General features: G+C 69.9%; 31 protein-coding genes. 12 read left to right on the forward strand and 19 right to left on the reverse strand.

The window, feature by feature from the left end:
- Positions 1–33: 33 nt before the first annotated feature.
- Together CCN37_RS16305 and CCN37_RS16310 are read left to right on the forward strand one after the other, a co-directional pair.
- A complete protein-coding gene (locus CCN37_RS16305; protein ID WP_086821619.1) occupies positions 34–594 on the forward strand; it encodes an NADPH-dependent FMN reductase in 561 nt (186 codons plus the stop codon).
- A complete protein-coding gene (locus CCN37_RS16310; RefSeq protein WP_246843085.1) occupies positions 591–1,739 on the forward strand; it encodes an MFS transporter in 1,149 nt (382 codons plus the stop codon). The genes CCN37_RS16305 and CCN37_RS16310 overlap by 4 nt, the downstream gene beginning before the upstream one ends.
- Before the next feature lie 13 nt (positions 1,740–1,752).
- Here the strand turns inward: CCN37_RS16310 and CCN37_RS16315 are convergent, their stop codons facing one another.
- The 12 genes from CCN37_RS16315 to CCN37_RS16370 all read right to left on the reverse strand — a co-directional run bounded on the left by CCN37_RS16315 (position 1,753) and on the right by CCN37_RS16370 (position 11,063).
- On the reverse strand, positions 1,753–2,208 hold the full coding sequence (locus CCN37_RS16315) for an Imm1 family immunity protein (protein WP_086821620.1): 456 nt from the start codon (positions 2,206–2,208) through the stop codon (positions 1,753–1,755).
- Positions 2,205–3,002: a DddA-like double-stranded DNA deaminase toxin gene (locus CCN37_RS16320; RefSeq protein ID WP_210408057.1), complete on the reverse strand. Its 798-nt coding sequence runs from the start codon at positions 3,000–3,002 to the stop codon at positions 2,205–2,207. Before CCN37_RS16320 ends, CCN37_RS16315 begins: the two co-directional genes overlap by 4 nt.
- Before the next feature lie 2 nt (positions 3,003–3,004).
- Positions 3,005–3,250 carry a hypothetical protein gene (locus tag CCN37_RS16325; protein WP_143261632.1) on the reverse strand — a complete coding sequence of 82 codons (246 nt, stop codon included), beginning with the start codon at positions 3,248–3,250 and terminating at the stop codon, positions 3,005–3,007.
- A 137-nt stretch (positions 3,251–3,387) separates the two neighbouring features.
- A complete protein-coding gene (locus CCN37_RS16330; RefSeq protein WP_086821622.1) occupies positions 3,388–4,371 on the reverse strand; it encodes an aldo/keto reductase in 984 nt (327 codons plus the stop codon).
- Positions 4,368–5,129, reverse strand: coding sequence for an alpha/beta fold hydrolase (locus CCN37_RS16335; RefSeq protein WP_086821623.1), 762 nt, complete (start codon positions 5,127–5,129; stop codon positions 4,368–4,370). Before CCN37_RS16335 ends, CCN37_RS16330 begins: the two co-directional genes overlap by 4 nt.
- Positions 5,126–5,971, reverse strand: a complete 846-nt coding sequence (locus CCN37_RS16340) for an alpha/beta fold hydrolase (RefSeq protein WP_086821624.1) — start codon at positions 5,969–5,971, stop codon at positions 5,126–5,128. The genes CCN37_RS16335 and CCN37_RS16340 overlap by 4 nt, the downstream gene beginning before the upstream one ends.
- A gap of 41 nt (positions 5,972–6,012) precedes the next feature.
- Positions 6,013–6,990, reverse strand: coding sequence for an MBL fold metallo-hydrolase (locus CCN37_RS16345; RefSeq protein WP_086821625.1), 978 nt, complete (start codon positions 6,988–6,990; stop codon positions 6,013–6,015).
- A 98-nt stretch (positions 6,991–7,088) separates the two neighbouring features.
- On the reverse strand, positions 7,089–7,730 hold the full coding sequence (locus tag CCN37_RS16350; RefSeq protein WP_168200693.1) for a GntR family transcriptional regulator: 642 nt from the start codon (positions 7,728–7,730) through the stop codon (positions 7,089–7,091).
- Positions 7,731–7,803: 73 nt separating this feature from the next.
- A complete protein-coding gene (locus CCN37_RS16355) occupies positions 7,804–8,553 on the reverse strand; it encodes an ABC transporter permease (RefSeq protein ID WP_086821627.1) in 750 nt (249 codons plus the stop codon).
- Entirely contained in the window at positions 8,550–9,311 is a 762-nt protein-coding gene (locus CCN37_RS16360; RefSeq protein WP_086821628.1) for an ABC transporter permease, read from the reverse strand. Before CCN37_RS16360 ends, CCN37_RS16355 begins: the two co-directional genes overlap by 4 nt.
- Positions 9,304–10,086, reverse strand: coding sequence for an ABC transporter ATP-binding protein (locus CCN37_RS16365; protein ID WP_086821629.1), 783 nt, complete (start codon positions 10,084–10,086; stop codon positions 9,304–9,306). The genes CCN37_RS16360 and CCN37_RS16365 overlap by 8 nt, the downstream gene beginning before the upstream one ends.
- On the reverse strand, positions 10,083–11,063 hold the full coding sequence (locus CCN37_RS16370) for an ABC transporter substrate-binding protein (RefSeq protein ID WP_086821630.1): 981 nt from the start codon (positions 11,061–11,063) through the stop codon (positions 10,083–10,085). The genes CCN37_RS16365 and CCN37_RS16370 overlap by 4 nt, the downstream gene beginning before the upstream one ends.
- A 110-nt stretch (positions 11,064–11,173) precedes the next feature.
- On the opposite strand from CCN37_RS16370, the gene CCN37_RS16375 reads away from it, so the two are divergent.
- The 6 genes from CCN37_RS16375 to CCN37_RS16400 all read left to right on the forward strand — a co-directional run bounded on the left by CCN37_RS16375 (position 11,174) and on the right by CCN37_RS16400 (position 14,648).
- Positions 11,174–11,575, forward strand: a complete 402-nt coding sequence (locus CCN37_RS16375) for a carboxymuconolactone decarboxylase family protein (protein WP_086821631.1) — start codon at positions 11,174–11,176, stop codon at positions 11,573–11,575.
- Between the two features lie 32 nt (positions 11,576–11,607).
- Positions 11,608–13,071, forward strand: coding sequence for an NAD-dependent succinate-semialdehyde dehydrogenase (locus CCN37_RS16380; RefSeq protein WP_086821632.1), 1,464 nt, complete (start codon positions 11,608–11,610; stop codon positions 13,069–13,071).
- A gap of 112 nt (positions 13,072–13,183) precedes the next feature.
- On the forward strand, positions 13,184–13,510 hold the full coding sequence (locus tag CCN37_RS16385) for a PadR family transcriptional regulator (protein WP_086821633.1): 327 nt from the start codon (positions 13,184–13,186) through the stop codon (positions 13,508–13,510).
- Entirely contained in the window at positions 13,507–13,863 is a 357-nt protein-coding gene (locus CCN37_RS16390; protein ID WP_086821634.1) for a DUF1048 domain-containing protein, read from the forward strand. The genes CCN37_RS16385 and CCN37_RS16390 overlap by 4 nt, the downstream gene beginning before the upstream one ends.
- Before the next feature lies 1 nt (position 13,864).
- Positions 13,865–14,173 (forward strand): DUF1048 domain-containing protein, encoded by a 309-nt coding sequence (locus CCN37_RS16395; protein ID WP_086821635.1) that lies wholly within the window; start codon positions 13,865–13,867, stop codon positions 14,171–14,173.
- A 13-nt stretch (positions 14,174–14,186) separates the two neighbouring features.
- Positions 14,187–14,648: a hypothetical protein gene (locus CCN37_RS16400; protein ID WP_143261633.1), complete on the forward strand. Its 462-nt coding sequence runs from the start codon at positions 14,187–14,189 to the stop codon at positions 14,646–14,648.
- A gap of 17 nt (positions 14,649–14,665) precedes the next feature.
- On the opposite strand, the gene CCN37_RS16405 is transcribed toward CCN37_RS16400, so the two are convergent.
- Entirely contained in the window at positions 14,666–15,538 is an 873-nt protein-coding gene (locus CCN37_RS16405) for a metallophosphoesterase (RefSeq protein WP_143261634.1), read from the reverse strand.
- Positions 15,539–15,591: 53 nt separating this feature from the next.
- Here CCN37_RS16405 and CCN37_RS16410 point away from each other — a divergent pair, with 53 nt between their 5' ends.
- Both CCN37_RS16410 and CCN37_RS16415 read left to right on the forward strand, forming a co-directional pair.
- Entirely contained in the window at positions 15,592–16,503 is a 912-nt protein-coding gene (locus tag CCN37_RS16410) for a hypothetical protein (RefSeq protein WP_086821638.1), read from the forward strand.
- Between the two features lie 367 nt (positions 16,504–16,870).
- Positions 16,871–18,103 carry an HNH endonuclease signature motif containing protein gene (locus tag CCN37_RS16415; RefSeq protein ID WP_143261635.1) on the forward strand — a complete coding sequence of 411 codons (1,233 nt, stop codon included), beginning with the start codon at positions 16,871–16,873 and terminating at the stop codon, positions 18,101–18,103.
- On the opposite strand, the gene CCN37_RS16420 is transcribed toward CCN37_RS16415, so the two are convergent.
- Positions 18,104–18,907: an alpha/beta fold hydrolase gene (locus CCN37_RS16420; protein ID WP_086821640.1), complete on the reverse strand. Its 804-nt coding sequence runs from the start codon at positions 18,905–18,907 to the stop codon at positions 18,104–18,106.
- A 58-nt stretch (positions 18,908–18,965) separates the two neighbouring features.
- Between CCN37_RS16420 and CCN37_RS16425 the strand changes: the two genes are divergently transcribed.
- Positions 18,966–19,412, forward strand: coding sequence for a MarR family winged helix-turn-helix transcriptional regulator (locus CCN37_RS16425; RefSeq protein ID WP_086821641.1), 447 nt, complete (start codon positions 18,966–18,968; stop codon positions 19,410–19,412).
- A 6-nt stretch (positions 19,413–19,418) separates the two neighbouring features.
- Here CCN37_RS16425 and CCN37_RS16430 read toward each other — a convergent pair whose 3' ends face one another.
- On the reverse strand, positions 19,419–19,910 hold the full coding sequence (locus CCN37_RS16430; RefSeq protein WP_086821642.1) for a hypothetical protein: 492 nt from the start codon (positions 19,908–19,910) through the stop codon (positions 19,419–19,421).
- A gap of 73 nt (positions 19,911–19,983) precedes the next feature.
- Complete coding sequence (locus tag CCN37_RS16435) at positions 19,984–20,373, reverse strand: RidA family protein (protein ID WP_086821643.1); 390 nt, start codon at positions 20,371–20,373, stop codon at positions 19,984–19,986.
- 244 nt (positions 20,374–20,617) lie between these two features.
- Here CCN37_RS16435 and CCN37_RS16440 point away from each other — a divergent pair, with 244 nt between their 5' ends.
- Complete coding sequence (locus CCN37_RS16440; RefSeq protein ID WP_086821644.1) at positions 20,618–21,442, forward strand: class I SAM-dependent methyltransferase; 825 nt, start codon at positions 20,618–20,620, stop codon at positions 21,440–21,442.
- Here CCN37_RS16440 and CCN37_RS16445 read toward each other — a convergent pair.
- The 3 genes from CCN37_RS16445 to CCN37_RS16455 are packed head-to-tail and all read right to left on the reverse strand — an operon-like array spanning position 21,417 to position 25,162.
- Positions 21,417–22,652, reverse strand: a complete 1,236-nt coding sequence (locus tag CCN37_RS16445; protein WP_086821645.1) for a VWA-like domain-containing protein — start codon at positions 22,650–22,652, stop codon at positions 21,417–21,419. The two genes, CCN37_RS16440 and CCN37_RS16445, sit on opposite strands and share 26 nt — an antisense overlap.
- Complete coding sequence (locus tag CCN37_RS16450) at positions 22,649–23,863, reverse strand: MoxR family ATPase (protein ID WP_086821646.1); 1,215 nt, start codon at positions 23,861–23,863, stop codon at positions 22,649–22,651. Before CCN37_RS16450 ends, CCN37_RS16445 begins: the two co-directional genes overlap by 4 nt.
- Before the next feature lie 42 nt (positions 23,864–23,905).
- Entirely contained in the window at positions 23,906–25,162 is a 1,257-nt protein-coding gene (locus tag CCN37_RS16455) for a hypothetical protein (protein ID WP_086821666.1), read from the reverse strand.
- Between the last annotated feature and the right edge of the window lie 40 nt (positions 25,163–25,202).

The following is a 25,202-nucleotide window of genomic DNA, read 5'->3' on the forward strand; positions in this document are numbered from 1 at the left end:
CTTCCAGGAACTCCGAACGGAAAGGAACGGACCGTGAGCTTCTCCCTGGTAGGCATCTCCGGCAGCCTCCGCGCCGCCGCGTTCAGCACCGCCGTTCTGCGCGCCGCGAGCGAGGTCGCCCCCGCCGACGCGGCACTGACCCTGTGGCCCGACCTAGCCGTGGTGCCGCCGTTCAACGAGGACCACGAGGCGGACCCCGCTCCGGCCGTCACCGCGATGGTCGAGGTCATCGCGGCGGCGGACGGCCTGGTGATCGCCACCCCGGAGTACAACGCTGGCATCCCCGGCCAGCTCAAGAACGCGCTCGACTGGGCTTCGCGCCCCTACGGCGAGAGCGTGCTGACCGGCAAGCCCGTCGCGGTGATCGGTGTCAGCCCCAGCGACTACGGGGCCGACTGGTCCCAGCAGGCGCTGCGCAAGGTGCTCTCCGCCGCGGGCGCTGACGTGCTGGAGACCAAGGTGTGCGTGCCGCGCGCCGACTCGCTCGTCGACGACGCGGGGCGGATGGCCGACGCCGCGACCGCCGGGCGGCTGCGCGACCTCGTCGTGGACCTGCGCGGCCTGCTCCAGCGCCGGGCCGAGGTCGCGTCGTGATCCGCACGGGCTGGCTGGGCCTGCTGGCCGGGCCGATGTCCTTCGGCATGGCCGCGCCGACCTTGTTGCTGCCCGTCGCTGCGGGCCAGCTCGGCGTGTCCGTGGCCGCCGCGACGTGGATCGTGACGATGTTCGGGTGGGGCATCACCGTCGGCACTCCCCTGGCCGCGGCCGTGCTCGCCGCCCGTGGGCAGCGCTCGACGGTGCTGCTCGCCTCGGGCTTCATCGTGGCCGGGTCCGTCGTGCTGCTGACCGTGCCTTCACTTGCCGCCCTGGCAACCGCGAGCGCCGTGCAGGCGTTGGGCTCGGCCGCGATGCTCGTCGTCGCGATGGACCTGGCCACGACGCCCGCGCAGATGGGCGTGATCACCTCCGGCCTCGCCGTGGTCGGCGCCACCGGGCCCGTCGTCGGCTCGCTGATCGGCTCGGCCGTGTCGTGGCAGGCGGCGTTCGCGTTGCCGTTGCTCAGCTTGCTGGCGGTGCCGGTCGTCCTGCGGAGTGCCCGCGCGAGGGGTGCGGACACCGCGTTCGACGTTCTGGGCGCTGCGGTGCTGGCTGTGCTCGTGGGCGCCGTCGTGCTCCTCCCGCACCAGCCGCTGTGGGGCGGTCTCGCCGTGGTGCTGGGCCTGCTCGCGCTGCTCTGGCGGGTCCGCGTTCAGCCGTCCGGTCTCGTTCCCGCCGAGGTCGTGCGCCGCCCCCGCTTCCTGCTCGCCTCGGCGCTCGCCACGGTGTTCGCGGTGATCAACTTCGGCCTCATCTACGCCGCGCCCGCGCTCATCACCGCCCGCGCCGGGTGGAGCACGGCGTCGATCGGCAGCGCGCTGCTGTGGCCGCTGCTGCTCGGCGGCGCGCTGTCCTGGCTCGTCGTCGCGGCCTCCGCCCGGATCGGCTCGGGCCCGATGACCGTGCTGCTGCTGGCCGGCGGCGCGCTCGCGCTGGTGTTGAGCACGGGATCGGCGTTGCTGGTCCTGCTCGGCGTCTTCGCCGGTTCCATCACCGCCGCCTCAGGCCAGGGCATCCTCGGAATGCGCGCCGCCGCCACGGTTCCGGAGCACCACCGCAACACCGCGCTCGGCCTGTTCAACTCCTGCTACCTGCTCGGCTTCGCGATCGGCCCCGCGCTGGCCACCTTGCTCACCACGTGAGCGCGCTTCGGTCCTACTGCAGCCGTCCTGGCTGCCAGTGGATGGACTTCGGGCGCTGGCCAGTGGCGGTGAACTCGGCGACCGCGACGCGCACGGCGTCGAGAGGGACGGCGGCGGTGGCGGGGAACAGGCTGCCGCCTGCGGGGTCGAACCACAGTTCGAGGTCGGCGGGCGGTTCCGCGTTGTGGGTGTCCCAGCTGGAGGTCTCGTCGAGGAAGTTGATCGCGCCCCATCCCGCGGCGGGGTCGGTGTAGACGCGCATCTGGTGCTCGGGGTACACGTTGTCCTCGACGTGGTGGTGGGCGACGCTGCGGCAGGGCCGGTCCCAGAGGTAGAGCAGGCTGGCCCAGCCGGGGTGTGCGACGTCGACCACGAGCCGGTTGATCTCGGCCACCTCGTCCGGGGTGCGGGCGTAGTGGAAGGTGTTGTCGATGATCGCGGTCAGGATCAGCTCGTCCCGGCTGGTCATGGTTGCGCTCGTCCTTTCAGTTCCAATGGGCGGTCTGAGCCTGGTTGCCAGACGACCAGCGTGTAGCCCAGGGGCAGGATCGCGCGCACGGCGTCGGTGCAGGAGTAGATCCCACCGCAGACCCGATTGTTCAGCACGACCACCGCGTGGGTGATCCCGAGGCGCCGCATCCGGTGGGCGATCTTGGTTTCGACGTGGTCGGCGACGGCGAAGCCGCCGTCCGGCACACGTGGTGGAGGGAAGTGCGGCGAGTTGAGCAGGAGCAGTTCGGCTTGGGCGGCGTCCTCGTCGCGGCAGCTGGTGATCCGCACGTGCGAACCGTCGCCCAGCACGCACACGCCTGTTGTGCGTGGTGAGGTCCGTTCCGGGAGCGCGGAGGCGACGGCTGCGGACCATTCCCGGGTGAGCGCGAGGTCCACGCCCTGCCCGGGGCCGTCAGCTGAGTAGCGACGGGCTGGGTGCGGGACGCTGACGCTGCGCTCGGCCGGTTGCCAGTCCTCGGGAGAGGTGGGGATCGGGGGCGCCGTGAGTGCGGGGAAGACGTCGCCGATGTAGGCGTTGATCTTCTCGGTGACGTGGTCGAGCGCGTCGGCGGCGTCCAGGAGTTCCTGGGCGGCGGACTCCAAGCCCTGCTGAGCGTCGTGCAGCGCGAAGTTCTCGCTGCCGACCGAAACAACCGCCAGCGCAGGTCGGTGTTCGTCGAGGATGCGGTGGGCGAGCGCGCGCAGTGCGGCGGCGGGACTGGCGTCGCGGGCTGAACAGAGCCGGTCGCAGACCTCGGCCAGATACCCCACGGCTAGTACTCCACCGCCGCACCGCGCAACAGCGAGGAGCAGTGGTGCAAGCGGTGAATCCCGCTGGTGATCTTCTCGATCGCGGTGTGGGTGCAGGCGAGCGCGGTGGTGGCTTCATCGCGCAGGGACCCGGCCCAGGCGGAGCTGAGCTGGGCCTGCATCTGCTCAACGGAGTCGCGGTGGGCGCTGGCGACTCCGGTGTCGCGCTCGACCGTCCCAGCCAACACGGCTCGGATGTCGTTCTCCACGAAGTCCTCCCCCATACGACGGCCTGCTCAGACCAGGATGCGGCCGATCGAGCCCGAACACCGTTCACCGGCAGGGTGGACTTCTTTGGCAGTACGGCGCTCGCCCCCGCGGGGCGTTCGGGGGCGAGCGCCGGGGTTCAGCGGTTGAGGGTGGTCATGCCCTGGCCGTCGTAGCGGTCTCCGGCGACCTCGGGCAGTTCGGCCGCGACGCGTGAAAGGTCTTGCGGGGTCAGGGAAAGCTCGGCGGCGCCCAGGTTCTCCTCCAGGTAGGTGCGGCGTTCCATGCCGGGGATGGGCACGATGTCGGAGCCCTGCGCGAGCACCCATGCGAGGGCGAACTGGCCGGGCGTGCAGTTCTTCTCGGCGGCCAGCTCCTTGACCTTCTCCACGAGCTTGAGGTTCTGGGCGAGGGCCTCGCCCTGGAAGCGCGGGATGTGGCGGCGGAAGTCGTCCTTGTCGAGCTCCTCGGGCGAGGTGAACCGGCCCGCGAGGAAACCGCGGCCGAGCGGGGAGCACGGGACGAAACCGATGCCGAGCGCGCGGCAAGTGGGCAGCACGTCGGCGTCGGCCTCGCGGGTCCAGAGGGAGTACTCGGCTTGGAGCGCGGCGATGGGGTGCACGGCGTGCGCGCGGCGGAGGGTGTCCGCGGATGCCTCGCTGAGGCCGAGGTAGCGCACCTTGCCGGCATGCACGAGCTCGGCCATGGCGCCGACGGTGTCCTCGATGGGCACCTTGGGGTCGACGCGGTGCAGGTAGTAGAGGTCGATGTGGTCGGTGCCGAGCCGGCTGAGCGATTCGTCGACCGACCAGGCGACGTTGGCCGGCGAGGCGTCGAGCACGCGGTTGGCCGGGTCCTCGGCGGTGGGCGCGAAGCGGATGCCGAACTTGGTGGCCAGCACGACCTCGTCGCGGCGGCCCGCGATGCCCTTGCCGACAAGGGATTCGTTGGCACCGCGACCGTACATGGCCGCGGTGTCGACGAAGGTGCAGCCGAGGTCGAGCGAGCGGCGGATCGTGGCCAGCGCCTCGCCCTCGTCGGTGGCGCCGTACAGGGCGGACATGCCCATGCAGCCGATGCCGATCTCCGAGACCCGCAGCTCGCCGAGTACGCGCTTCTTCATGTGTCAGAGTCCTTTCGGGAAACGGGTGTCCGCGCGCGGAGGAAGCGGGCGAAGGCGTCGAGAAATGGTTGGGGCTCCTCGAAGATCCCGAGGTGGTGCGCCCCGGGAACGATCTCCAGCACGGCGGAGGGAAGCGCGCGGGCCAGCGCGGCAGCGGCGGCCGGTGGCGTCGCGGTGTCGAGGGAGCCGGTAACCACGAGCGCGGGCACGGCGAGATTGTGCAAGTGCCGCAAGGTGTCCAGCCGCGAGATCGCGTCCCACATCGCCGCCCAGTCGACGGGATCGTTGGCGAGCAGCCGCTCCGAGCAGCGCCTGCCGAGCTCGGAATCCTTTGCCTCAGCGGAGAACCAGCGGGCCAACGTCGGCTCGACGACCGAAGTCATGCCGTCGCGCAGCGCGCCTCTCCCACGCTCGCGCAGCACGGGGCGGGCCTGAGGATCGAAGTCGCCCGCCGTGCTGCACAGGATCAGCGATGCGATCCGGTGGCCATGGCACAGCGCGAGGTACTGGGCGACCATGCCGCCCATCGAGACGCCGATGACGTGCGCGGGCTCGTCGGTGTACTGGCCCAGCACGGCCGCGACGGCGTCAGCCGCACGAGCGAGGTCGACGCGCGTCGGCAGATCTACCGCGATCACCTGGTAGTGCTCGGCGAGCACGGCCGCGTGCGGGGCGAACCACGTGTGGTCCAGCCCGACGGGGTGCAGCAGCACCACGGGCTGCCCCGTGCCCGTCACCTCGTGGGTCAGGGTGGTCACCGCGCGCCGTCCGGGTCGAGCGAGCGGATGAAGTCGACCACGGCGTCGGTGATCAGGTCGGGCGCCTCGATGAAAGGGATGTGCCCGCCGCCGGGGATCTCGGTGTAGCGCGAGTGCGGGATGCTCTTGTGGATGATCCGGCTCAGCTCCGCCGGGATGAAGTGGTCGTTGTCGGCGCAGGCCACCAGGGTCGGCGCGGTGATCGCGGACAGCGACTCGGTCAGCGCGGGCGCGGGCGCCCCCGGCGTGCGCCTGCCCAGCCGCAGGATCGCGTCCAGGAACGCCGTGTACACCGACGGCGAGTTGTTCTGCACGCCCGCACGGATGTTCGCCGCGACCGCGCCGCCCTGCTCGGACTCCAGGAACTGCGGCGTCATGATCCACAGCGCGATGAAGTCGGCCATCTCCTCGCCCATGCCGATCTTGGCGATGAGCCGCTTGCGCAGCGCGTAGTTCAGCTCGACGGACTGGTTCAGCTCGGAGAAGGCGCCGACGGCGGTCAGCGAGCGCACGCGCTCGGGGTGCCGCACGGCCAGCGAGAGCGCGATCGAGCCGCCGAGCGAGGTGCCGAGCACGTGCGCGTCGTCGAGGCCGAGCGCGGCGATCAGCTCGGCGATGTCGTCGGCCCACGACTCCACCGAGTAGTCCGCGTCCTCGTGCTTGGTGGACCTGCCGACCCCGCGCAGGTCGACGGAGATGGTGCGCAGCGCGGCGGACAGCTTCGGCACGCCCAGGTCGTAGTAGCTGTGGTCCAACCCCAGTCCGGGAATGAGGACCAGCGGCTCACCCTCGCCGTTCTCCTGGTAGAACAAACGCCCGCCGGTCACATCTGCGTAAGGCACGGTAAATCAACTCCTGCAACGAAGAAGAAAGGGAAGTCGTTCTAGTCGATCATCAGACTGGTGAGCATGGTGCTCGCGTGATCAGGCAGGAATACGTCCGCTCCGCCGATCCTGGTGAGCCATTTGTCGCCCATCAGTTCGACGGTCCTGCCGACCATCGTGTCGGTGTAGGTCTTGATCTGGGCCTGGGTGTTCGCCGGGTCGACACCTCGGACCGCTTCGGCGAAGTCGGTCACCCGGAGTGCTTCCGCGCTCGCGGAGCGCAAATCCCGCAGGAACTCCGCGTGTTCGTCAACGCTCTCCCGCGTACCGTAATGTCCGAAGTGACCGGTGACCAGCGTCGTGAATTCATAACGCCGCACTACGTCGACGGTGTCCAGGTAATTGGGGACGTTGGGCGAGAGGGCCAGCCGGAAGAACGGCGCCCAGCGCGGGATCAGGACGTCCACGAGCATGAGGACGCGGTGCTCCGGGGCGTGGACGAAGAGGTTGCCCGCGACGTGGATGTTGCCGTGGTAGTCCAGGACCAGCCGCTGACCACCGACGTTGAGCACGTGGTGGTTCCCGGAGAACGTCCTCGTCGGCACCGGGCGCTTGGGGTCCCCTGCGCGGCGGAGCAGGTCGCCGGTCAGCTCGTGCGCGACGTACTGCACCTTGCCGGGGAACAGGTTCGCGGCACCGATGTGATCTGCGTGCGCGTGGCTGTACACAACGTGCGTCACCGGCCGGGAAGTGACCTCAGCGATGGCGTGGAGCAGTTTCTCACCGAGCGCGGGAGGCGCGTCGACGACGACCACTCCCCTGCTGGTGACAAGGAAAGCCGACTGGAACGAGGCGTTCCTGACGCCGTACATCCCGCCGCCGAAGTGGTCGAGCAGATAACCCTTCGCGGGAATCGGTGGAGCTTTCGCCCGCTCAGGAACAGGAACGAATCCCGGCTTTCTGGCGGGCGCCGAATGACCCACGGCACTTCCGACGGAGATCGCCGCGGCGGCGCCGATCCCTGCGGTTCCCAGCATTCTTCGACGAGATAAACCGCGTTCGTTTCGCACAAACTTCTCCCCAGGTAGGTATTGACTGCAAACTCACCGGAAGGAGAACAGGAACAATCCGGTGATCAGTCCGCCATGGCAGCGACCACTGTGGCCGCGGCCTGGTTGACGTGGTGCACGCAGGCGGCGGCCGTGCGGTCCGCGTCGCGGGCCTCCGCCGCCTCGACGATCTCGCGCAGTTCCTCCACCGCTGTCGCGGTGCGCCCCTCCTGCGCCAGCGACAGCGACCTCAGCGAGGTCACCCGAGCCTGAAGGCCCTCGATGACCTCCTGGGCCACGTCGTTGGCCGCGCCGTCGAAGAGCGCGCCGTAGAAGCGCGTCTTCGCGGCGAGCATGGTCTGCCTCGGCTTGACGGCCGTGGCGCACTTCTCGATCTCCTCGAAGGCCCGGCGGAGCTCGCGCAGCTGCTTCTCCGTCGCCCGCTGGGCGAACAGCCGCCCGGCCATGCCCTCCAGCACGGCGCGGACCTCGTACAGCTCCGCCGCCTGCTTGGGGCTCACGGACGTGACCACGGTTCCCTTGTGCGGCACCGTGGTGACCAGCCCTTCGGCCGCCAGCTGGCGCAGCACCTCGCGGATGGTCGTGCGCGAGACACCGGTCTGCTCGATCAGCTCCCGCTCCACCAAGCGCTGCCCGGGACGCAGCCGCGTCTGGACGATCGCCTGCCGCAACTGGTCGAGCACCTGGTCCCGCACCGGTGCCGCCACGCGATTCACCTGGACCGACAAGTCATCCACGCCCGTGTCCCCATTCTTCCGACCGCCCTTTTGTATGACAATACTACAAGCTGTCTCCCCGGGGCGGCCACGCGCGCAGCACGCGGCGCTCGACGAGCACCACACCGGCGTTGACCAGGAAGCCGAAGACGCCGACCACCGCCAGCAGCGCGAACGCCTGCGCTGACACGAAGTTCCGCTGAGCCTGCAACAGCAACATCCCGATGCCGTCCGCCGCCGTGAGCATTTCCACCAGCAACGTGACGATCACGCACACGGGAGCCGCGACGCGCACGCCGAGCAGGATTCCGGGCAACACGGCGGGCGCGTAGACCTTGCGCAGCCGCACACCCACGGGCAGGTGCAGGGAACGGTTGGACTCCAGCAGCACGGGGTGCAGGGACTGCACGGCCTCAGCGGTGTTGAGCACGATCGGCCACATCGCGGTGAACACGACCACCACCACCGCCACGGTCTGCCCGAACCCGATCAGCAGCACCGCGACGGGCACGACGGCGGGCGGTGGCATCGCACGGCAGAACTCCAGCAGCGGTCCAGCCGCTCGGCGGACGCGCGGAGAGGACCCGATCGCCAGGCCCACCACGGAACCGAGCACGAGCGCCGCCGCCAAGGCCATGGCGAAGGTCTCGATCGTCACCACGACAGCGGGCAGCAGAGAACCCTGGGCGTGCAGCCCCTGCACGGCCGTCCACCACGTCGACGGCGGCGGCAGGTAGGGCGAGTCGGCCGAACCCACCAGCTGCCAGATCACCAGCAGCGCCGCCAGCGGCAGCACTCCGATCAGTCTCCTCATGACCGCCCCCTGACACCGACGCGCGCGGACAGCAGGAGCAGCGCTGTGTTCAGCAGCACGCCGAGCGCTCCGATCACGAGCATCGCGGCGAACATCGCGTCGGGCCGCAGTGCCTGCTGCATCTGGACGAGCTCGTAGCCGAGCCCCTTCGGGTTGCCGATCATCTCGGCGATGACCGTGACGATGAGCGAGATGCTCAGCCCGAGCCGCGCGCCGACCAGGACCAGCGGGGCCGCCGCGGGCAGCATGATCGACCAGATCCGCCGGGCCGGGGTGAAGTGCAGCGTGGCGGCGACCTCGCGCAGCCGCGGGTGGACCGCGGCGACCCCGCCCATCGTGTTGACCACGATCGGCCACGCGGCGGCCCACGCGGCGACGGTGATCTCCATGGTGGTGGAGAACCCCAGCAGCAGCACCGCGATCGGCACGAGCGCGACCACCGGCAGCGTCCGCAGGACGTCCACGGTGGGCGCGAAGAGCGCGCGGGCAGGGCGCCACGTGCCGAGCACCACGCCGAGCGCGCCTCCGACCACCAGCGCGAGCACCCAACCGAGCACGGCGGCGGAAAGCGTGTGCGCGGTCGCGTCCAGGAGCTGGCCGTCGCGCAGCAGCGACACCGCGGCCGTAGCGATCTCCGTCGGCGCGGGCAGGTACTGGAGCTCGATGACTCCAGCGACCACGATCCCTTGCCACAGCAGGAGAAGCACGACGACGGTCAGCAGACCACTGAGGTTCAGCCGTCGTCGGAGGCTAGTCATCCGGCCCTCCCGTGACCGCCTCGTGGACCTGCCGCCGCAGCGCCAGGTAGCGCGGAAGCTCCTTCGTCCTCAGCTGATCGCGCGGCCGGGGCAGGTCCACCGCGATGTCGTGGGTGATCCGCCCCGGCGCCCCGTCGATCACCATCACGCGGTCGGCGAGGTAGATCGCCTCATCGATGTCGTGCGTGATGAACACGATCGTGGCCGACGTTCGTCCTTGCACGGCAAGGAGTTCGTCCTGCAGGGATGCCTTCGTCATCGCGTCGAGCGCGCCGAACGGCTCGTCCATGAGCAGCACGCGCGGCCGCAACGCGAGCGCCCTGGCGATCTGCACCCGTTGCTGCATGCCGCCGGAGAGCTGCCAGGGCCGGTCCTCGGCGCGCGCGCTCAGCCCGACGACCTCCAGCGCGGAGTCCACCAGCTCCTCGCGCTCAGCCGGCGTGAGCTTCTTGTCGCCCTCAAGGCCGAGCGCGACGTTGCGCCGCACGGTCCGCCACGGGAGCAGCGCGTGCGCGTAGTCCTGGAAGACCATGACCACCTCGGTCGGCGGCCCGTCGATGTCGCGCCCGCCGAGCTGCAAGGTGCCCGTGGTCGGCAGCACGAGTCCGCCGAGCGCGCGCAACAACGTCGTCTTGCCCGTGCCGGAACGACCGACGATCACGATGATCTCGCCCTGCGCGATGTCCAGGCTGACACCGTCCAAAATGGACCGTTCGCCTGCGGCCCCGGGGAAGCTGACCCCGAGGTCGCGGCAGGTGTATCCGGCCGTCTTCATGAGCCCGCCTGGGTGACGAGCTTGTCCGCGGGGACGGTGCCGTTGAACTGACCGGAGCGCCGCAGCGCCTCCTGCCACGGTTCGAGCCGGGTCCTCAGCTCAGCGGCCGCCATGCCCCCGCCGTAGACCGGGAGCTGCACGGTGTCGGCGAGTTCGGCGGAGAGCTGGGTGTACTTGCGCAGGATCGCCCGCGCCGTCTTCGGGTCGTCCTTGATCAGCTGTTCCGCCTCGGCCAGCGAGCGCCGCCAGCGCTGCACGGTGCCGGCGTTGGACTCGGCCCACGCGCGCTGCGCCGTCCACAGCGTCACCAGAACCGGGGACTCCCCGACCGACAGGAACGGGCTGCCGATCGAGCGCGCGCCCTGCGCCAGCATCGTGCCCAGCACCGGCTGGATCGCCTCGACGGCGTCCACGCGCCCGGCCTTGAGCTGGTCGGGCATGGTCGAGAACGGCATCTCCACGCCGGTGATCGACGCCGGGTCGCCGCCCTCCTCGGAGATCCAGTTCAGCAGCGAGTTGTGGAAGGCGGCGCCGATCGTCGGAGCGCCGACGCGCTTGCCCGCGAGGTCGCGCACCGAGCGGATCGGCGACTCCTTGGCCACCACGACCTGCGCCGTCGCGACCTCCGGCGTCTCGACCGAGCTGGTCGCGACGGCGGCGATCCCGATGCCCTGGCCGACCGCCTTGATCAGGTCGGTTGGGGTTGCCGAGGCGATGTCGAACTGCCTGCCCAGGGTTCCCGGCGTCGCCGAGAGGTTCTGCGTCGGTGTCAGCGTCACCTCCAGCCGGTTGCGGGCGAAGATCCCGGCGTCCTCGGCGACGAGGGCGGGCAGGTAGGTCGCGACCGGCACGTAGGCCACCCGGATCTCGGCCGCTCCGCCCGCCTGGGGCGCGCTCGCCTGGCCGCATCCGGCGAGGGCGGCGGTGACTGCCACGAGCGCGAACAACGGCGTTCTCGCACGTCCAACGGTGGGCATCGTGGGTGTCCTCCTCCTCGCGGCCGTCGTCGATCGCGACCGCACTCGTATGATTGTCGTACAATACGTTCTGTACGATCGTCTGACAATCCACGAGGGAAGGACCCCCGATGACCGACCGCACGCTGCTGCACGACGGCACCGAGATCCGCAGGGCCGTGCTCGGCGCCGAGTTCGTCGACCGCACGCTCGCCCAGACCAGCGAGTTCGCTCGCCCGATGCAGGAGCTCGTCGGCGAGTACTGCTGGGGCACGGTGTGGTCGCGGCCCGGACTCGACCGCCGCGCGCGGAGCCTGCTCAACCTGGGCATGCTCACCGCGCTCAACCGCACCCCCGAGCTGAAGCTGCACCTCAGGGGCGCGCTCAACAACGGCGTGACCCCGGTGGAGATCCAGGAGGTGCTGTTGCAGGCGAGCATCTACTGCGGGGTGCCCGCCGCGATGGAAGCCTTCCGCGCGGCGGAGGAAGTCCTCGTCGAACGCGGGGTCGACGTCAACTCCCCCGACGCGTGAGCGCACGAGAAGCAGAACGGAAGAGAGCGACGATGTCGAACCCCTTGGAGGACTGGGTGCCGGCCGAGCTCCTGCGCGACCGCGGCCTCGTCGACGGCGTCTGGACGGCCGCCGACGACGGCGCCGAGTTCGAGGTCACCAACCCCGCGACCGGGGACGTCCTCGCCCGCGTGCCCGACATGGGCGCGCGCGAGACCTCGGCGGCGATCGAGGCGGCTGAGCGCGCGCAGCGACTGTGGGCCGCGCGCACGGCGGGCGAGCGCGCCGAAGTGCTGTTCAGGTGGCGGGATCTGGTGCTGGAGCACCAGGACGCGCTCGCCCGGCTGCTGACCTTGGAGCAGGGCAAGCCCGTCGCGGAGGCGCGCGGCGAGATCGGCTACGCCGCGTCCTTCCTCCGCTTCTACGGCGAGGAGGCGCGCCGGATTCGCGGGGAGACGATCCCCTCCGCGAGCGCGGACACGCGAATTGTCGTTCTGCGCCAACCGATCGGCGTCGCCGCGTGCATCACGCCGTGGAACTTCCCGGCCGCGATGATCACGCGCAAGGCGGCTCCGGCGATCGCGGCCGGGTGCGCGGTGGTGATGAAGCCCGCGGAGCTGACGCCGCTGTCCGCGCTGGCGCTGGCCGCCTTGGCCGAGCAGGCCGGGATGCCCGCAGGAGTGCTCAACATCGTGACCGGCCAGCCGCAGGCCATCGGCGCCGAGCTGTGCGCGAGCCCGGCTGTTCGCGCGCTGTCCTTCACCGGCTCCACCGACGTGGGCAGGCTGCTGTCCGCGCAGTGCGCTCCCACGGTGAAGAAGCTTTCGTTGGAGCTGGGCGGAAACGCGCCGTTCATCGTGTTCGACGACGCCGACCTCGACGCGGCGGTGGAAGGCGCGGTGCTGTCGAAGTACCGGCACTCGGGGCAGACCTGCGTGTGCACCAACAGGTTCCTCGTCCAGGACGGGATCTACGACGAGTTCACCGAGCGCTTCACCAGCCGCGTCGCCGCGCTGACCGTGGGCGACGGCATGGTGGACGGCGTGCAGGTCGGGCCGCTGATCAACGAGCGCGCGCTCGACAAGGTGCAGGCGCACGTCGCCGACGCGCTCGACAACGGCGCGAAGCTGCTCACCGGCGGCGAGCACCTCGGCGGCACCTTCTACGCGCCGACCGTGCTGGGCGAGGCGACCACCGACATGCGGCTGGCGAGCGAGGAGACCTTCGGCCCGGTCGCGGCGCTGTTCCGGTTCGGCGCGGAGGCCGAGGCGATCCAGCTGGCCAACGACACCGAGTACGGGCTGGGCGGCTACTTCTACACGCGCGACGTCGGGCGTGTCTGGCGGGTGGCCGAGCAGCTGGAGACCGGCATGGTCGGGATCAACTCGGCGATGCTGTCGGTGGAGATCGCGCCGTTCGGCGGGGTCAAGCAGTCCGGTATCGGCCGCGAGGGCTCGCACCACGGCATCGACGAGTTCGTGGAGCTGAAGTACCTGGCCTTCGGCGGCATCCGCTGACGCTGCACTGACAACGCCCCCGCCGGTGCGCAGGCGGGGGCGTTGTCGTTCCCGGTACTCAGTGCTACTTTGTACCGGTACTCAGTGCCACGGAGTACCGAGAGGAGGCCCGGTGGAGGACCTGACGGAAATGCTCAAGGGAACGCTGGAGGGCTGCGTGCTCCAGATCATCGGCGCGGAGGAGACCTACGGGTACGCCATCACCCGGCGGCTCAACGAACTCGGCTTCGCCGACGTGGTCGAGGGCACGGTCTACACGATCCTCGTGCGACTGGAGAAGAACGGCCTCGTGCACGTGACGAAACGACCGTCCGGCCAGGGCCCGCCGCGCAAGTTCTTCTCGCTCAACGACTCCGGACGCCAGGAACTGGCGAGGTTCTGGGCGAAGTGGGAGTACGTCACATCGCGCATCGACAAGCTCAGGGAGGGTGGGCGATGACCTTCTGGGACACCGTCACCGGCAACGATCTCACCAGGGAGTGGAAGGCCTTCGAAGCCCGGGCCGCCGCGCTGCCGCCCGATTTCCGCGCGGCGTGGGAGGAGATCAAGGCGAACCTGTTCTCCTACGGGAACTTCAGCGGCCGGAACCTCACGCCGATCGCCGACGGCGCCCTGGGGCTGCTCGAAGAAACGGCGGCCGACGGGCAGAGCGTCCGCGACGTGCTCGGCGAGGACGTCAAGGGGTTCTGCGCCGCGCTGGCCGGAGGCGAGGGCGCTCGGACCTACCGCGACCGGTGGCGCGAGCAGTTGAACGGCAATGTCGCCAGGAAGCTCGGCAGGCTGGGAGGCTGACGTGGGAATCCGAGACATCATCGAGGGCAAGAAGCAGTGGCGCGCGCACGTCGCGCGGGTCAAGGCGCTGCCGCCGGACTACCAGATCGTCTACAAGGAGATGCAGCGCTACGTCTTCAAGGTCGGCCCCGTCGACCTGCTCGACGGCTCGCTGCTGTCCGGGATCGTCGACTTCTTCGAGGAGGGCGTGGCCTCGGGCAAGGGAGTCATGGAGCTCATCGGCCCCGACGTCGCCGCGTTCTGCGACGGCCTGATGAAGGACTCGCGCACCCACGCCGAGGTCTACCAGGAGTCCCTCGGCGAGAAGTAGGTAGGCTTCGGTCGTGGCTCGATCTTGGTTGCGCGGCGGTGTCGTGTCCGCCGTCCTGGTGACGGTGGCCGCCTGCTCCTCAGCCGTCGAGGACAAGTACCTCGTCCTCGACGGCTCGAAGGTCTGCGAGGTGTTCACGCCCGCACAGATCTTCGAGTACGGCGTGGGCAGCGTGTCGGCCGAGTCCAACAACACCGGGCGGGACAAGTCGTTCAGCAACTGCGTGTGGAAGTCCATCTCCTCCGTCGGCGGCTCCCGCCTGCTGCTCGTCTCCTTCGACACCGCCCGGCTCAACGACTGGATCGGCGACAAGAACGGGACCGAGCCCGTCTCCGGCTACCGCGCGAGCCTCTTCGGCGACCTGATCTCGATCGCGGCCGGCCCGGAGTCCGGTGTGCTGACCATCGACTCCCGCAGCGCCAAGAAGCCGATCCGCGAGATCGCCGAAGCCGCCGTCGCCCGGCTCAAGAAGTAGCCGCCCCGCCTCGGGCTTCACGGCATGAGGAAACGGCTGAGGTCAAGGTCGTCGCCGCACACGTCGGCGAGCCAGGCGTCGTGGACGTACTCGAACGTGCCCGTTTCGGTGTCCAGCAGGCCGATGCTGCCCTCCGCCACCCGCTGTTCGGGGTTGGCGCGCTCGGGCCGCCGCCGATTCGTCTTGGGGTAGACCAGTTCCGCGAGTGCGTAGGAGTCCGTGCGGCCGTAGTGGCGCGGCCCGTTCTCGTGGTGGTAGTGGCCGCTGACGTGCACGCGGGGTTGCAGGTGCTCGATGAGCTCGGCCAACTTCGGCGATCCCTCAAGCTCGCCGCGCCAGTTGCGGCACATGCCGAACGGGCCGTCGTGGGTGACGAGGACGTCGACGCTGCCCGGCTCGGCGGCGAGCAGGCTCGCGCGGGCGTCCTCGTCGAGATCCATGTGCCCGGGCTCCTCGATCTTGCCGAGGAAGGCGATCCGTTGTTCCGCAACGGTGATCTGGTGCCCGCACTCGACGTGGTGGAACGCGCCCAGCGGATCGACGGGCACAACGCGCTCGCCCGCGGCCTCGTGCAGTCCGGCCAGCCACTCGAAGTCCTCGTGGTTGCCGCTGACGAAGTGCACCGGCGGCAGCAGCGCGAGGGCGCTCCGCACCGCGTCGGCCAGCCGCGGCGACGGGTCGAGCAGGCGGAAGAAGTCGTTCTCCGCCGGGTTCTCCTCGGCGAAGCGCTTGCTCGGCCGATCCATCCGCTCCCAGGTCGGGTAGGCGCCGAGATCGCCGACCTGGATCGCGGCGTCGAGCCGGACGCCACGACTGTTTTGCAGTGCTGCCAATGCTCCCAGGGTGTGCAGCACGCGGCCGTGCACATCACCGATGAATGCGATTCTCATGCCGCTCACGGTAGGGTTCAGCGCTCCGAGCCCGACAGGACACGATTCCGGACATGACCGACTCCCCCTTGGGCTGCACGTGGCAGCGCTACCTCGAACACCTCGTCGAGGAGCACGGCGGCTGGACCGCGCTGACCCGCCTGCTCGTCCAGCGCGCCGGTCCCGACGCGGGCCTCCCGGTCGATCCGGGGACCATCGAGCGCGGACTGCGCCGACTCCGGACCCGGGGCAACGCGCCCGGCGGGCAGTACGGGGACTGGCTGCTCCACCACTTCGGCGTACCGCGCCCGCTGGAGGACACCGCGCGGTGGATGGGCCAGTACCACGGGCGTTTCGCCGACATGCCGCTGTCGCTGTGCGAGGCGCAGCTGCTGTTGTGGGACCGCCCGCCGATCTCCGAGTCCCCGTCGGCGTGCTGGATCGGCGTCGGCCTCGCCGGTGTGGCCCTGCGCAGGAACGACCTCGCCGGTGCCCGCTCCCGGCTCGACCGCGCCCGCGACACCGCAGATCCCGCCGCCCAGGTCGAGGCGGCGTTGCTCGACGCGCGCCTGCGGACGAGCGACGTTGAATCGGCGCTCGCGTTGGCGCACAAGCACATCGAAGCGCTGCCGCTCGGCGATGAGCGAGACTGCTATCAGGCGCGGTGGGCGGATCAGCGCGCTTACCGCGCTGAGGACCTGGCGAGCGCCGTGCGGCTCTACGAGTCCATCAACGCGAGCAGTTCCGCCGCGTTCGCGCTGTTCCGGCGGGAGCACGGATTGGCGTACTGCTGGTGGAAACTGGGCTCGGATGAGCGCGCGCTCGGGCACGCGCGGGCAGCGGTTGACCACGCCGGGGATGCCGGGTTGTTGCGGTTTCGCGTGATGGGGCTGCGGTTGCTGGCGCGCATCGATCCGGGTCAGGCGGAGGCGCTGGAGGCGCGGAGCGCGCGGATCATCGCGGAGCTGGGGCATCGCGATCTGTGAGCTTGGGCGTTGGTCGGGGACGGCTGGGCTTCCTGGTCGGGTACGGCTGGGCTTCCGGCTTGCACTGGCTGGGATTCCAGCGGGGTACGGCTGGACTTCCTGGTCGGGTACGGCTGGGCTTCCAGCCCGCACCGGTACCAGCGTGGGGTCGGCTTGACCTGGGGCCCCTTGCGCGTGCCCTCATTGGCCGGGCGGGCACGGGATGAATCCCGGCCCACGCGGACAAGCGTATGGCACGCGCACCCCAGGTAAAGCCGACCGGTTTCGCTCGCGGCTGAAAGTCGCGTTGTTGTTTCGCTGCAACGGATTTGACGCCCTCGCAGGGCTTGCTAAAATTGAGGTATCCAACAGATGAGGAGGTGTGATCATGTTGGATATCCAAGAACTCCAGTCAACATTGATAGATCATCTCGAAGCACAAGACGTCTATCGGCTTTCCGAGGAAGAGCATCTCGCGTTCCTGGACGGCTTGGAAACTCTCTCCAACCTTGTGACCGCTGTGAAGACTGACGCGGCGACGCACGCGGAGGATCGTGGTCTGCACACCTCGCTGGGGTGTCGGAACATCGCGACCCTGTTGCGGTCGCGGTTGAGGATTTCCCCGGCGGAAGCGAAGCGACGCTCTCGCCTGGTGGCCGAGTTGCCCGGCGTGCCCCAAACTCGGGATGCGGTGTATGCGGGTGTGTTGAGTGGTGAGCATGCGTTGATCATTTCCGATGTCATCCAGAACATCCCCGCCGCCGAAGCGGAGCTGGCCGAGAAGACCCTGTTGACCTACGCCCCCGCTCTCACTCCGCAGGAGTTGACCTACGCGGGTAAGCGGTTGCGGTCGCATTTTGATCAGGACGGTGCCTTCAAGGATGAGCAGGAGGGTGTGAAGGCTCGGTCGTGGAAGATGACCAAGAACCAGCACGGCTGGCTCGTGTTCAACGGCTGCCTCCCACCGCTGGAAGGCGCGATGGTCGAAGAGGCGTTGCACGCGGTGTCCAAGCCTCGTCCGGTGGGTGGGGAGAAGGACCCGCGCACACCCGAGCAGCGCTACGCCGACGGCTTGTGCGAACTCATCACGATCGCCATGTCCACCAAGGACCTGCCGATGAGTGGCGGGGTGCGGCCGCAGATGGTCGTCACCATGCGCCTGGACTGGCTGGAAGAGAAGGTCCGGACCGGCTACACCGACTGGGACGGTGAAGCGACCGCGTCACTGTTGCGGCAGCTCTCCTGCGACGCCGAACTCATCCCCGTCGTCCTCAACGGCGAAAGCATCCCCCTCGACTACGGCCGCTCCGTCCGCACAGCGCCACTCCCACTGCGGCGGGCGCTGGCGTTGCGGGACAAAGGATGCGCCTTCCCCGGATGTGATCGGCCACCGGCGTGGACGGAAGCCCACCACGTCTTGCACTGGACTAAGCACCAAGGGCCTACCGACCTCGGGAACATGACCTTGCTGTGCTCGCACCACCACCACGTGATCCACGAAGAAGACTGGAAGATCGTCTTCGCCGAGGACGGGCGGCCGGACTTCATCCCGCCGCCGCGGGTGGACCCGGAACAGAAACCCCTGCGCAACATCAGAGTCGACCCACGACTCAGAGGCTAGTCAGAGCGAGCCCAAGAAGGAGGCGAGGATCTCGTTGAAGGAAGCGGGTTTCTCCAAGTTGGGGTAGTGCGCCGCGCCGGAGATGGTGGCGACACGGCCGTTGCGCACGGTGCGCGCCAACTCCTCGGCCATGGCGATGTGGTCGGGCGCGTCGAGGTCGCCGTTGATGGCGAGCACGGGAACGGTGATCGACGGCAGGCGAGCCCACGTGTCGGGGACGGGCACCTGCCAGTCGGGCTCGCCCTTGGTGTGCTTGGCGATCGTGCCGCGCGCCATCTGACGCGTCAGCAGCATGACGGCCTCGTCGACGTCCTCGGGGGCGCGGTGCGGTCCTACGCCGAACTCCTCGAAGGCGGCGAGCCAGGCCTCGGCGTCACCGGCGGCCAGCGCGGACTGCCACCGGCCGAAGACCTCCAGGGCCCACGGGTCGGTGAACCTCGGCTGGCTCGTGCCGGCACCGCAGACCACGAGCGCGCGCACCAGTTCGGGATGCTCCAAAGCGGTGTCGACCGCGATCCCGCCGCCCATCGACACACCGACCAGCACGGCCGGGCCGAGGCCGAGGTGGCGCAGCAGCGCGGCGACATCGTCGGTGTGCCGGAACGGCCGCGTCGCGTTGGCCGAGGCGCCGTGACCGCGCGAATCGAGAGCGATCACTCGGTAGCCCTCAGCGAAGGCGGAAATCTGCGACCGCCACAGGCGGTGGTCCAGGAAACCGCCGTGCAACAGCACGATCGGCTCCCCCGCCCCGACATCGAGATAAGCCAGGCGCCCGTCCTCGAACCACGACAACTCCTCGCTCATGACAACCAAGGTGTCATAGTGGGCGCAGACATGGCAACCCAGGTGTCATGATGGGGAGGTGACCGAAGCGGAAGACCTAGCTCCCCGGCTGACCGAGGTGTTCGACGTCGTGGGCCCGCTCTACCGGTTGGCGCTGCGCCGGGTGGAACGAGACGCGCCGATCGAGGGCCTGTCCGTCGGCATGCGGGCGGTGCTGCACCTGCTCCGCCAACACGGGCCGATGACCGTGCCCGACATGGGCCGAGCCCAGGCGCTGAGCAGGCAGTTCGTCCAGCGGATGGTGAACGACGCCGCTGCGGAGCACCTGGTCGAGACGGTGCCCAACCCCGCGCACAAGCGATCCTCGCTGATCAGGCTGACCGAGCGGGGCACCACGGTCATCGATGCCGTCATCGCCCGCGAGCACGCCGCGCTGCGCCGCGCGGGCGCCGACCTGACCGACGCCGAGGTCACCGCGTGCCTGCGTGTGCTGAACCGCATGCTGCACAACCTGGACGACGAGTGAGCGAGGTCAGCTCGCGTGCTTGTGAATCGAGACGAGGTAGTGGCGGTCGCGGTCGGCGACGTCGGTGTTCGAAGCCGGGAGGCAGAAGATCATCCCCACCCCGGCGGGCTGGGCGAGGGTGCCGGACTGGTTGCCGAAGGTGAGGTTCTCGTCGACCTCGTGCGCGCAGCCCGCGTCGTCCAGGGCCGCGAGCATGTCCTCGCGGAGCACGGTCGCATCGAACGGCACGGCATCGGGCAGCACGAGGGGCGGGAGCGTCGCCGTGGAGCCCGGCCAGAGGTTGATCCGGATGCTGCTGACCGTCCGCCGGGTGACCGACAGGTCCAAGGCGGACCACGAGTAGGGGTAGCCGTTGATGTCGGGCCCCTTCATGACGATCGCCGGGTGCGGGCGGCCGGGGCCGAGGAGATCTTCGGCCTCCGCCAACGACATCCCGCAGCGCAGCGGGCCGACCCGGCCGGTCCTGGCGAAATCGACAAGCACGTCCAGCAAGCTCACGCCGCGGACTCTGGCACACGCCGACCCGATCGGCACGCGGATTCCAGCGACCAGGACTGCACGGCGTGAGGTGTCACTCGGGCGCGGCGCGTGCGGTGGCGCGGATCTCCAACAGGGCGCCCTCGGTGAGCAGTTCGCTGACGCCGATCGCCGTCCACGCAGGGTAGGGCTCGCGCAGGAACCGGTCCTTGACCTCCAGGAAGCAGTCGAGGTGCGCACGCGCTCCGACGTGGTAGGTCGTGATCTCGACGACGTCGGCGAAGTCGAGCCCGGCCTCGCGGAGGGAGAACCCCAGGTGGACGAACGCGTCCTCGAACTGGGACCGGGGATCGGCGGCCACGGTGCCGTCCGGTCGCGTGCCGGTCACCCCTGAGAACAGCACCAGCCCGTTCACCCGCACGCCGTGCGAATACCGCAGTGCCGCTGCGTCCCCGGCGCGTTCCGGGGCGACGAAGTACTCCATCACCGCACCTTATCCTCTTGTCAATATTTTTCAGGGCGATCGAACGCACTTGAACCCCTCCAAAGCTTTGCACACCAACGGGAATTCTTCTCACGTTGGGCCAAAGTCATTGTGCGCCAAGCATTTTCGAGTGGGCGATGTGGGAATCGTCCACTTGCGACGGCGTTGCGGCGCAGTCGGAAACCGAAAACCGCCAGCGGATTTGTGCGTATGCTCCGCGCTCCGGCGATCGTGATGGAGACCCATGAAGCTGACCGGAGTGCAGGCAACGCTGCTCCCCACCCTCTACGGCAGGGCGATGGACGCCTTGGCGGACAAGCCGGTCCTCGACGATCAGCTCGCGGTCGCCACGATGCGCGCGCTCGAAGCCGATCCGGACTTCGAGGTCGACTTCAGCAAGGTCGGGATGCGCCCGGGTGACGAGAGCGCCGTCGCGATCAGGGCGGCGCACATCGACCAGCAGGCCCGCGACTTCCTCGCCGCGCACCCCGTCGCCACCGTGCTGCACCTCGCGTGCGGGTTGGACAGCCGCGCCCACCGCGTCGAGCACGGCCAGGACGTGCGTTGGATCGACGTGGACTACCCCGAGATCGTCGCGCTCAGGAAGAACCTGGTCCCGGAGCCGCTCGGCGACTACACCGTGATCGGCGCCTCGGTCACCGATCCGGACTGGCTCGCCGAGGTGCCGACCGACCGGCCGGTACTGGTGATCGCCGAGGGGCTGACCATGTACCTCGACACGGCCGACGGCAGGCTCCTGTTCCGGCGCCTGGTGGAGCACTTCCCCAGCGGGAACCTGGTCTTCGACGCGCTCAGCTCGACCGGCGTCAAGCTCACCAAGCGCGCCAAGGCGATCAAGATCGCCCAGGCGCACCTGGACTGGGCGGTCGACGGTGAGCAGGAGCTGGAGTCGATCCACCCGAACCTGCGCTGCGCCGCTTCGCTCAACGCCTTCGACCTGGAGGGGTTCGTCGTGTCGACGACGCTGGCCGGGCGGCTCGCCACACGCGTGCTCGGCCGGATTCCCGCGCTGCGCAGCATGCTCAGCCTGTACCGCCTGCAATGGTGACCACCCGGGCCCACGACGGCGGCGCGTCGGGCTGGTAGCCGGGGTCGTGCTCGCGCACCCGAGGCGGTCGCGGGAACAGGCCCACGACCGTCCGGCAGGCTGGTTGTGCTTCGGGCCAAGGGGTTTGGCCGTCGGTCAGCACCACGACGGCGTCCGGGCGGGGGCTCGTGCGCAGCGCCGTGGCGAAGCCGGTGCGCAGATCGGTGCCACCGCCGCCCACCAACGGGATTCCTTCGGCACGACACAGCTGGTGCGTGACGTGGGCGGCAGCGTCGCAGGACAGCACCGAGACGAGGTCGCGACGCCCTCCAACGGCTCGGACGATCGCGGCGATCTCGACGAGAGCACTGCCCAGCTCGGAGTCGCTGACCGAGCCCGAGGTGTCGACGATGACGCGGACGCGAGGGGGCTTGCGCCGCAGACTCGGCAGGATGACTCCGGGCAGCCCGGCGGAGCGGCGCGAGGGGCGGCCGTAGGTGTAGTCCTCGCCGACCCCGGGACCGGAGACCGCCGTGCGCACAGCCGCTCCCAGCAGCTCGCGCCACGGCTGCGGCGGGTGGAAAGCCTCTTCCGCCCAGCGCTTCCAGCCCCTCGGCACGTCCCCCGGGCTCGCCTTGATGCCTTGTGCCACACGGAATCGGACGGCGTCGCGCTCCTGCTCGGTGAGCCCGTGCGCGCCGTCCGCTCCCAGGTCCCACTCGCGCTCCAGCCCGTCCGCGCCGCTGCCGCAGTCCAGCCACGCGAACTGGTCGGTGTAGGGCCCGAGGCGGAACTGGCGGAGGTAGTCCTCCATCAACTCCCCCTCGTTCAACCACAGCATGCTCGGTACGACGGCGCCCTCGGGTCGTGGAAGGGCTTCGTCGAAGATGTCGTCGTTGATCTCGAAGTCCGCGGCGATGTTCATCCGCAGCCGCTCGCCCGGCCCGCTCAGCTCGTGCTTGACGGCGAAGCGATCACCGCGCCCGTGGTGATCGCGCAGCAGGTGGGAAACCTCGTGCACCCAGACCGCGGCCAGTTCCTCCAGCGACGTGCTGTCGACGAACGCCGGTGAGACGTAGCAGCGCCAGTGGCGGTCGACGGCCATCGTCGGCACGTGCCGCGATTCCACCACGTGCAAGGCGAACAAGGCCGTCGCCAGGTACGGCCGGGCCCGGACGGCGTGCAGCCGCGCGGCGAACAGCTTCTCCTCGTCCAGGTCCCCCGGCGTCATCGGCTGGCACCCGCGGCGATCGCCGCCCGGTCCGCGCGCTGCGACAGCGACACGACTCCGGCCAACCGCTCGATCGCCGCCGGAACCTGCCAGTCGTCGCGGCGCAGCGCGGCGAGCGTGGACGCGGGCACCACGACCAGATCCGGGGCTCCGGTTTCCAAAGCTCGCACCAGCAACGCCCACGCCGCGTTCCACCGGGCCAGCTCCGGCCGCTTCCGCACCGCCTCGACCACACCGTCGAGCACCGTCTGACGCAGGTCGCCGCGCTCGGGCAGCACTGCCGCAGACGGGTCCGCGAGCAGCACCTCGGGATCGGGCAGGTCCATGCGATCCATGCTGGCCAACAACTCCAGGCCCGGCCCGTCGCCGACCGTGCCCCGCACCAGCGTGGACAGCACCTCCCGGGACGCTCCCGCGGCGGTGGCGAATGCGATCAGCCGCAGCGTCATCTCCCAGCTGCGCGGTGAGGGCCACGCACCGCCTCGCCGAGCCTCGGTCTTGGGGAGCTGGTGCACGAGATTGGGGCGCACGGCGAGCAGTTCGCACACCGCCCGCCGCGCGAAGGCCACCGCGTCGGGCAGCCGTTCCTGCGCCAACTTCGGCAGCACGGCTCGTGGCCAGATGCCGCCGAGCCCGCGCACCACCACGTCGTGGTCGTGCGCCCACTGCAAGTGGACGAAGCGGTTGGCCAACGGCGGACTCAGCTCCCAACCGTCAGCGGCGGAGGAACGCGGATTGGCCGCGGCGACGATCCGCACACCCGGCGGGAGCGTGAGGGCACCGATCCGGCGCTCCAGCACCACGCGCAGCAAGGCGGCTTGGACCGCTGGCGGCGCGGTGGACAGCTCATCGAGGAACAGCAGCCCCTCGCCCGCCCGGACCAGGCGCACCGCCCAGTCCGGCGGAGCCATCGGAACGCCTTGTTCGGCGGGATCGTCACCGACCACCGGCAGACCGGCGAAGTCCGACGGCTCGTGCACGCTCGCGATCACCGTGGTCAACGGCAGTTCGAGTGCGTCGGCGAGCTGGTTGAGCGCGGCGGTCTTGCCCATCCCCGGCTCGCCCCAGAGCAGCACGGGGAGGTCGGCGGAGACGGCCAGGGTCAAGGCTTCCAGTTGCGTGTCGGGTCGCGGCTCGGTGGTGGAGTCGCCCAGCAGGGCGAGCAGGTCGGCGGCGACGTCCAGCTGACGGGCATGAAGGGGTAGCGGCATGGTTGATCACCTTGGGGTTCGAGGGAGTGCAGGGGGTGAGGGTTAGCGCGATGACGCGTGGCGCTTGCGCGCGCGGACGCGGGAGACCCGGTTCCTTGGAGCTGGTCCGAGCCCGCTGAGTCCGGCTCGGTACAGCCCGTGCGTCACCTGGCGGCGCGCTGCGGTCTCCAGCTCGTCGCGCAGGGAACCGTTGCGCAGCACCGCATCCGGCCCGAGCAGGCTTTCCACCACGGCAAGTGCGCCAGCGGTGTCGCCGTGCTCCAGCCGCACGCGGATGTCCACGAGCCCTTCCGGGCGCCGATGCGTCTCGTCGATCACTCGCAGGCACGGCAGCGGAGGGCCACCGAAGGCAGAGAGCAATTCCTCGCGGCGGATCTCGTCGGCGTCGTGGTCGAGCGGGGTCAGCACCCCGTCCACCACGCCGATCCGGTGCGTGGAGCCGCGGCAGTCGACAAGGCGTTGGCTCGCAACGCTTTCCCGGGGAACACCGGATGGCCGGTGACCCGGGACGAGCGCGGCAGCGACGAGCGGGTGCAGCCGATCGGCGTCGATCATGCCCGCGCGAAGCAGCTCCAGGTCGGGCGGAACCCAGGTCGCCGCGTCCGGGAGCACCGGTAGCTGACGCGATCTGTTCTCGGGCGCTTCGCCTGGCGCGTCCAGGTTCAGCACGAGGCGACTCCGGGGGCCGAGCCGCACCGCGACAACGCGTTCCGCACAGTTCTCCGCGCGCAGCAACAGTTCTGCCTCAGCTGGCCACCGCCGCTCGCCGCCGGAGCGCTCCGCCAGCTCGCCGGTCCTGCGCGCGTCCCACAGGTGACGGTGCAGGTCGAGCCGGAAACGCCGGTCGGGGTGCGGATGCGGGTGCGCTCCGACTCCGGCGCGCGTCCGCTCCCACAGCGCGAGGCTGATGCGTTGACCGCCCTCGGCCCAGGCGGGCGGTGTGCGCGCCACGAGGTGCACCGGGTCGCCGCTGTCCGGCCGGTAGCTCGCCAGGGACACCGTGATCCCGGGTCTGAGCAGGCCGTTCGGCGCTGTCCGCGGAAAGTGCCAGCGGAGCAGGTCCGGAGCCAGATGTCGCAGATCAGCGCGGATGCGCGCGGCGAACGGCGAGCCACGGGCGCGGCCCAGTGCTCGCAGGTCCAGATCCACGTCGACCCGGGCGGCGGCGCAGGCCCCGGCCCAGTCGCCCGTCTCGCGGCGGGCGGTCGCTGACTCGATCATCGGTGTCGGCACGGCGAACTCGCGCACGTGCGACCAGAAAAGAAGTCGGTCGTTCTCATTCGCGGTCGAAGGGTGCATCAGCACTCACCTTCGGCGAACGGAACCCCCGATCTGCACG

This window comes from Allokutzneria sp. NRRL B-24872 (assembly GCF_002155965.1).
GTDB lineage: Bacteria > Actinomycetota > Actinomycetes > Mycobacteriales > Pseudonocardiaceae > Allokutzneria.

Bases quoted from the DNA above. Each gene is read 5' to 3' on its own strand.
- CCN37_RS16315 (WP_086821620.1), bottom strand. From the start codon at position 2,208: ATGACCAGCCGGGACGAGCTGATCCTGACCGCGATCATCGACAACACC.
- CCN37_RS16330 (WP_086821622.1), bottom strand. From the start codon at position 4,371: ATGAAGAAGCGCGTACTCGGCGAGCTGCGGGTCTCGGAGATCGGCATC.
- CCN37_RS16345 (WP_086821625.1), bottom strand. From the start codon at position 6,990: ATGCTGGGAACCGCAGGGATCGGCGCCGCCGCGGCGATCTCCGTCGGA.
- CCN37_RS16355 (WP_086821627.1), bottom strand. From the start codon at position 8,553: ATGAGGAGACTGATCGGAGTGCTGCCGCTGGCGGCGCTGCTGGTGATC.
- CCN37_RS16360 (WP_086821628.1), bottom strand. From the start codon at position 9,311: ATGACTAGCCTCCGACGACGGCTGAACCTCAGTGGTCTGCTGACCGTC.
- CCN37_RS16365 (WP_086821629.1), bottom strand. From the start codon at position 10,086: ATGAAGACGGCCGGATACACCTGCCGCGACCTCGGGGTCAGCTTCCCC.
- CCN37_RS16370 (WP_086821630.1), bottom strand. From the start codon at position 11,063: ATGCCCACCGTTGGACGTGCGAGAACGCCGTTGTTCGCGCTCGTGGCA.
- CCN37_RS16375 (WP_086821631.1), top strand. From the start codon at position 11,174: ATGACCGACCGCACGCTGCTGCACGACGGCACCGAGATCCGCAGGGCC.
- CCN37_RS16380 (WP_086821632.1), top strand. From the start codon at position 11,608: ATGTCGAACCCCTTGGAGGACTGGGTGCCGGCCGAGCTCCTGCGCGAC.
- CCN37_RS16390 (WP_086821634.1), top strand. From the start codon at position 13,507: ATGACCTTCTGGGACACCGTCACCGGCAACGATCTCACCAGGGAGTGG.
- CCN37_RS16405 (WP_143261634.1), bottom strand. From the start codon at position 15,538: ATGAGAATCGCATTCATCGGTGATGTGCACGGCCGCGTGCTGCACACC.
- CCN37_RS16410 (WP_086821638.1), top strand. From the start codon at position 15,592: ATGACCGACTCCCCCTTGGGCTGCACGTGGCAGCGCTACCTCGAACAC.
- CCN37_RS16415 (WP_143261635.1), top strand. From the start codon at position 16,871: ATGTTGGATATCCAAGAACTCCAGTCAACATTGATAGATCATCTCGAA.
- CCN37_RS16420 (WP_086821640.1), bottom strand. From the start codon at position 18,907: ATGAGCGAGGAGTTGTCGTGGTTCGAGGACGGGCGCCTGGCTTATCTC.
- CCN37_RS16435 (WP_086821643.1), bottom strand. From the start codon at position 20,373: ATGGAGTACTTCGTCGCCCCGGAACGCGCCGGGGACGCAGCGGCACTG.
- CCN37_RS16440 (WP_086821644.1), top strand. From the start codon at position 20,618: ATGAAGCTGACCGGAGTGCAGGCAACGCTGCTCCCCACCCTCTACGGC.
- CCN37_RS16445 (WP_086821645.1), bottom strand. From the start codon at position 22,652: ATGACGCCGGGGGACCTGGACGAGGAGAAGCTGTTCGCCGCGCGGCTG.
- CCN37_RS16450 (WP_086821646.1), bottom strand. From the start codon at position 23,863: ATGCCGCTACCCCTTCATGCCCGTCAGCTGGACGTCGCCGCCGACCTG.
- CCN37_RS16455 (WP_086821666.1), bottom strand. From the start codon at position 25,162: ATGCACCCTTCGACCGCGAATGAGAACGACCGACTTCTTTTCTGGTCG.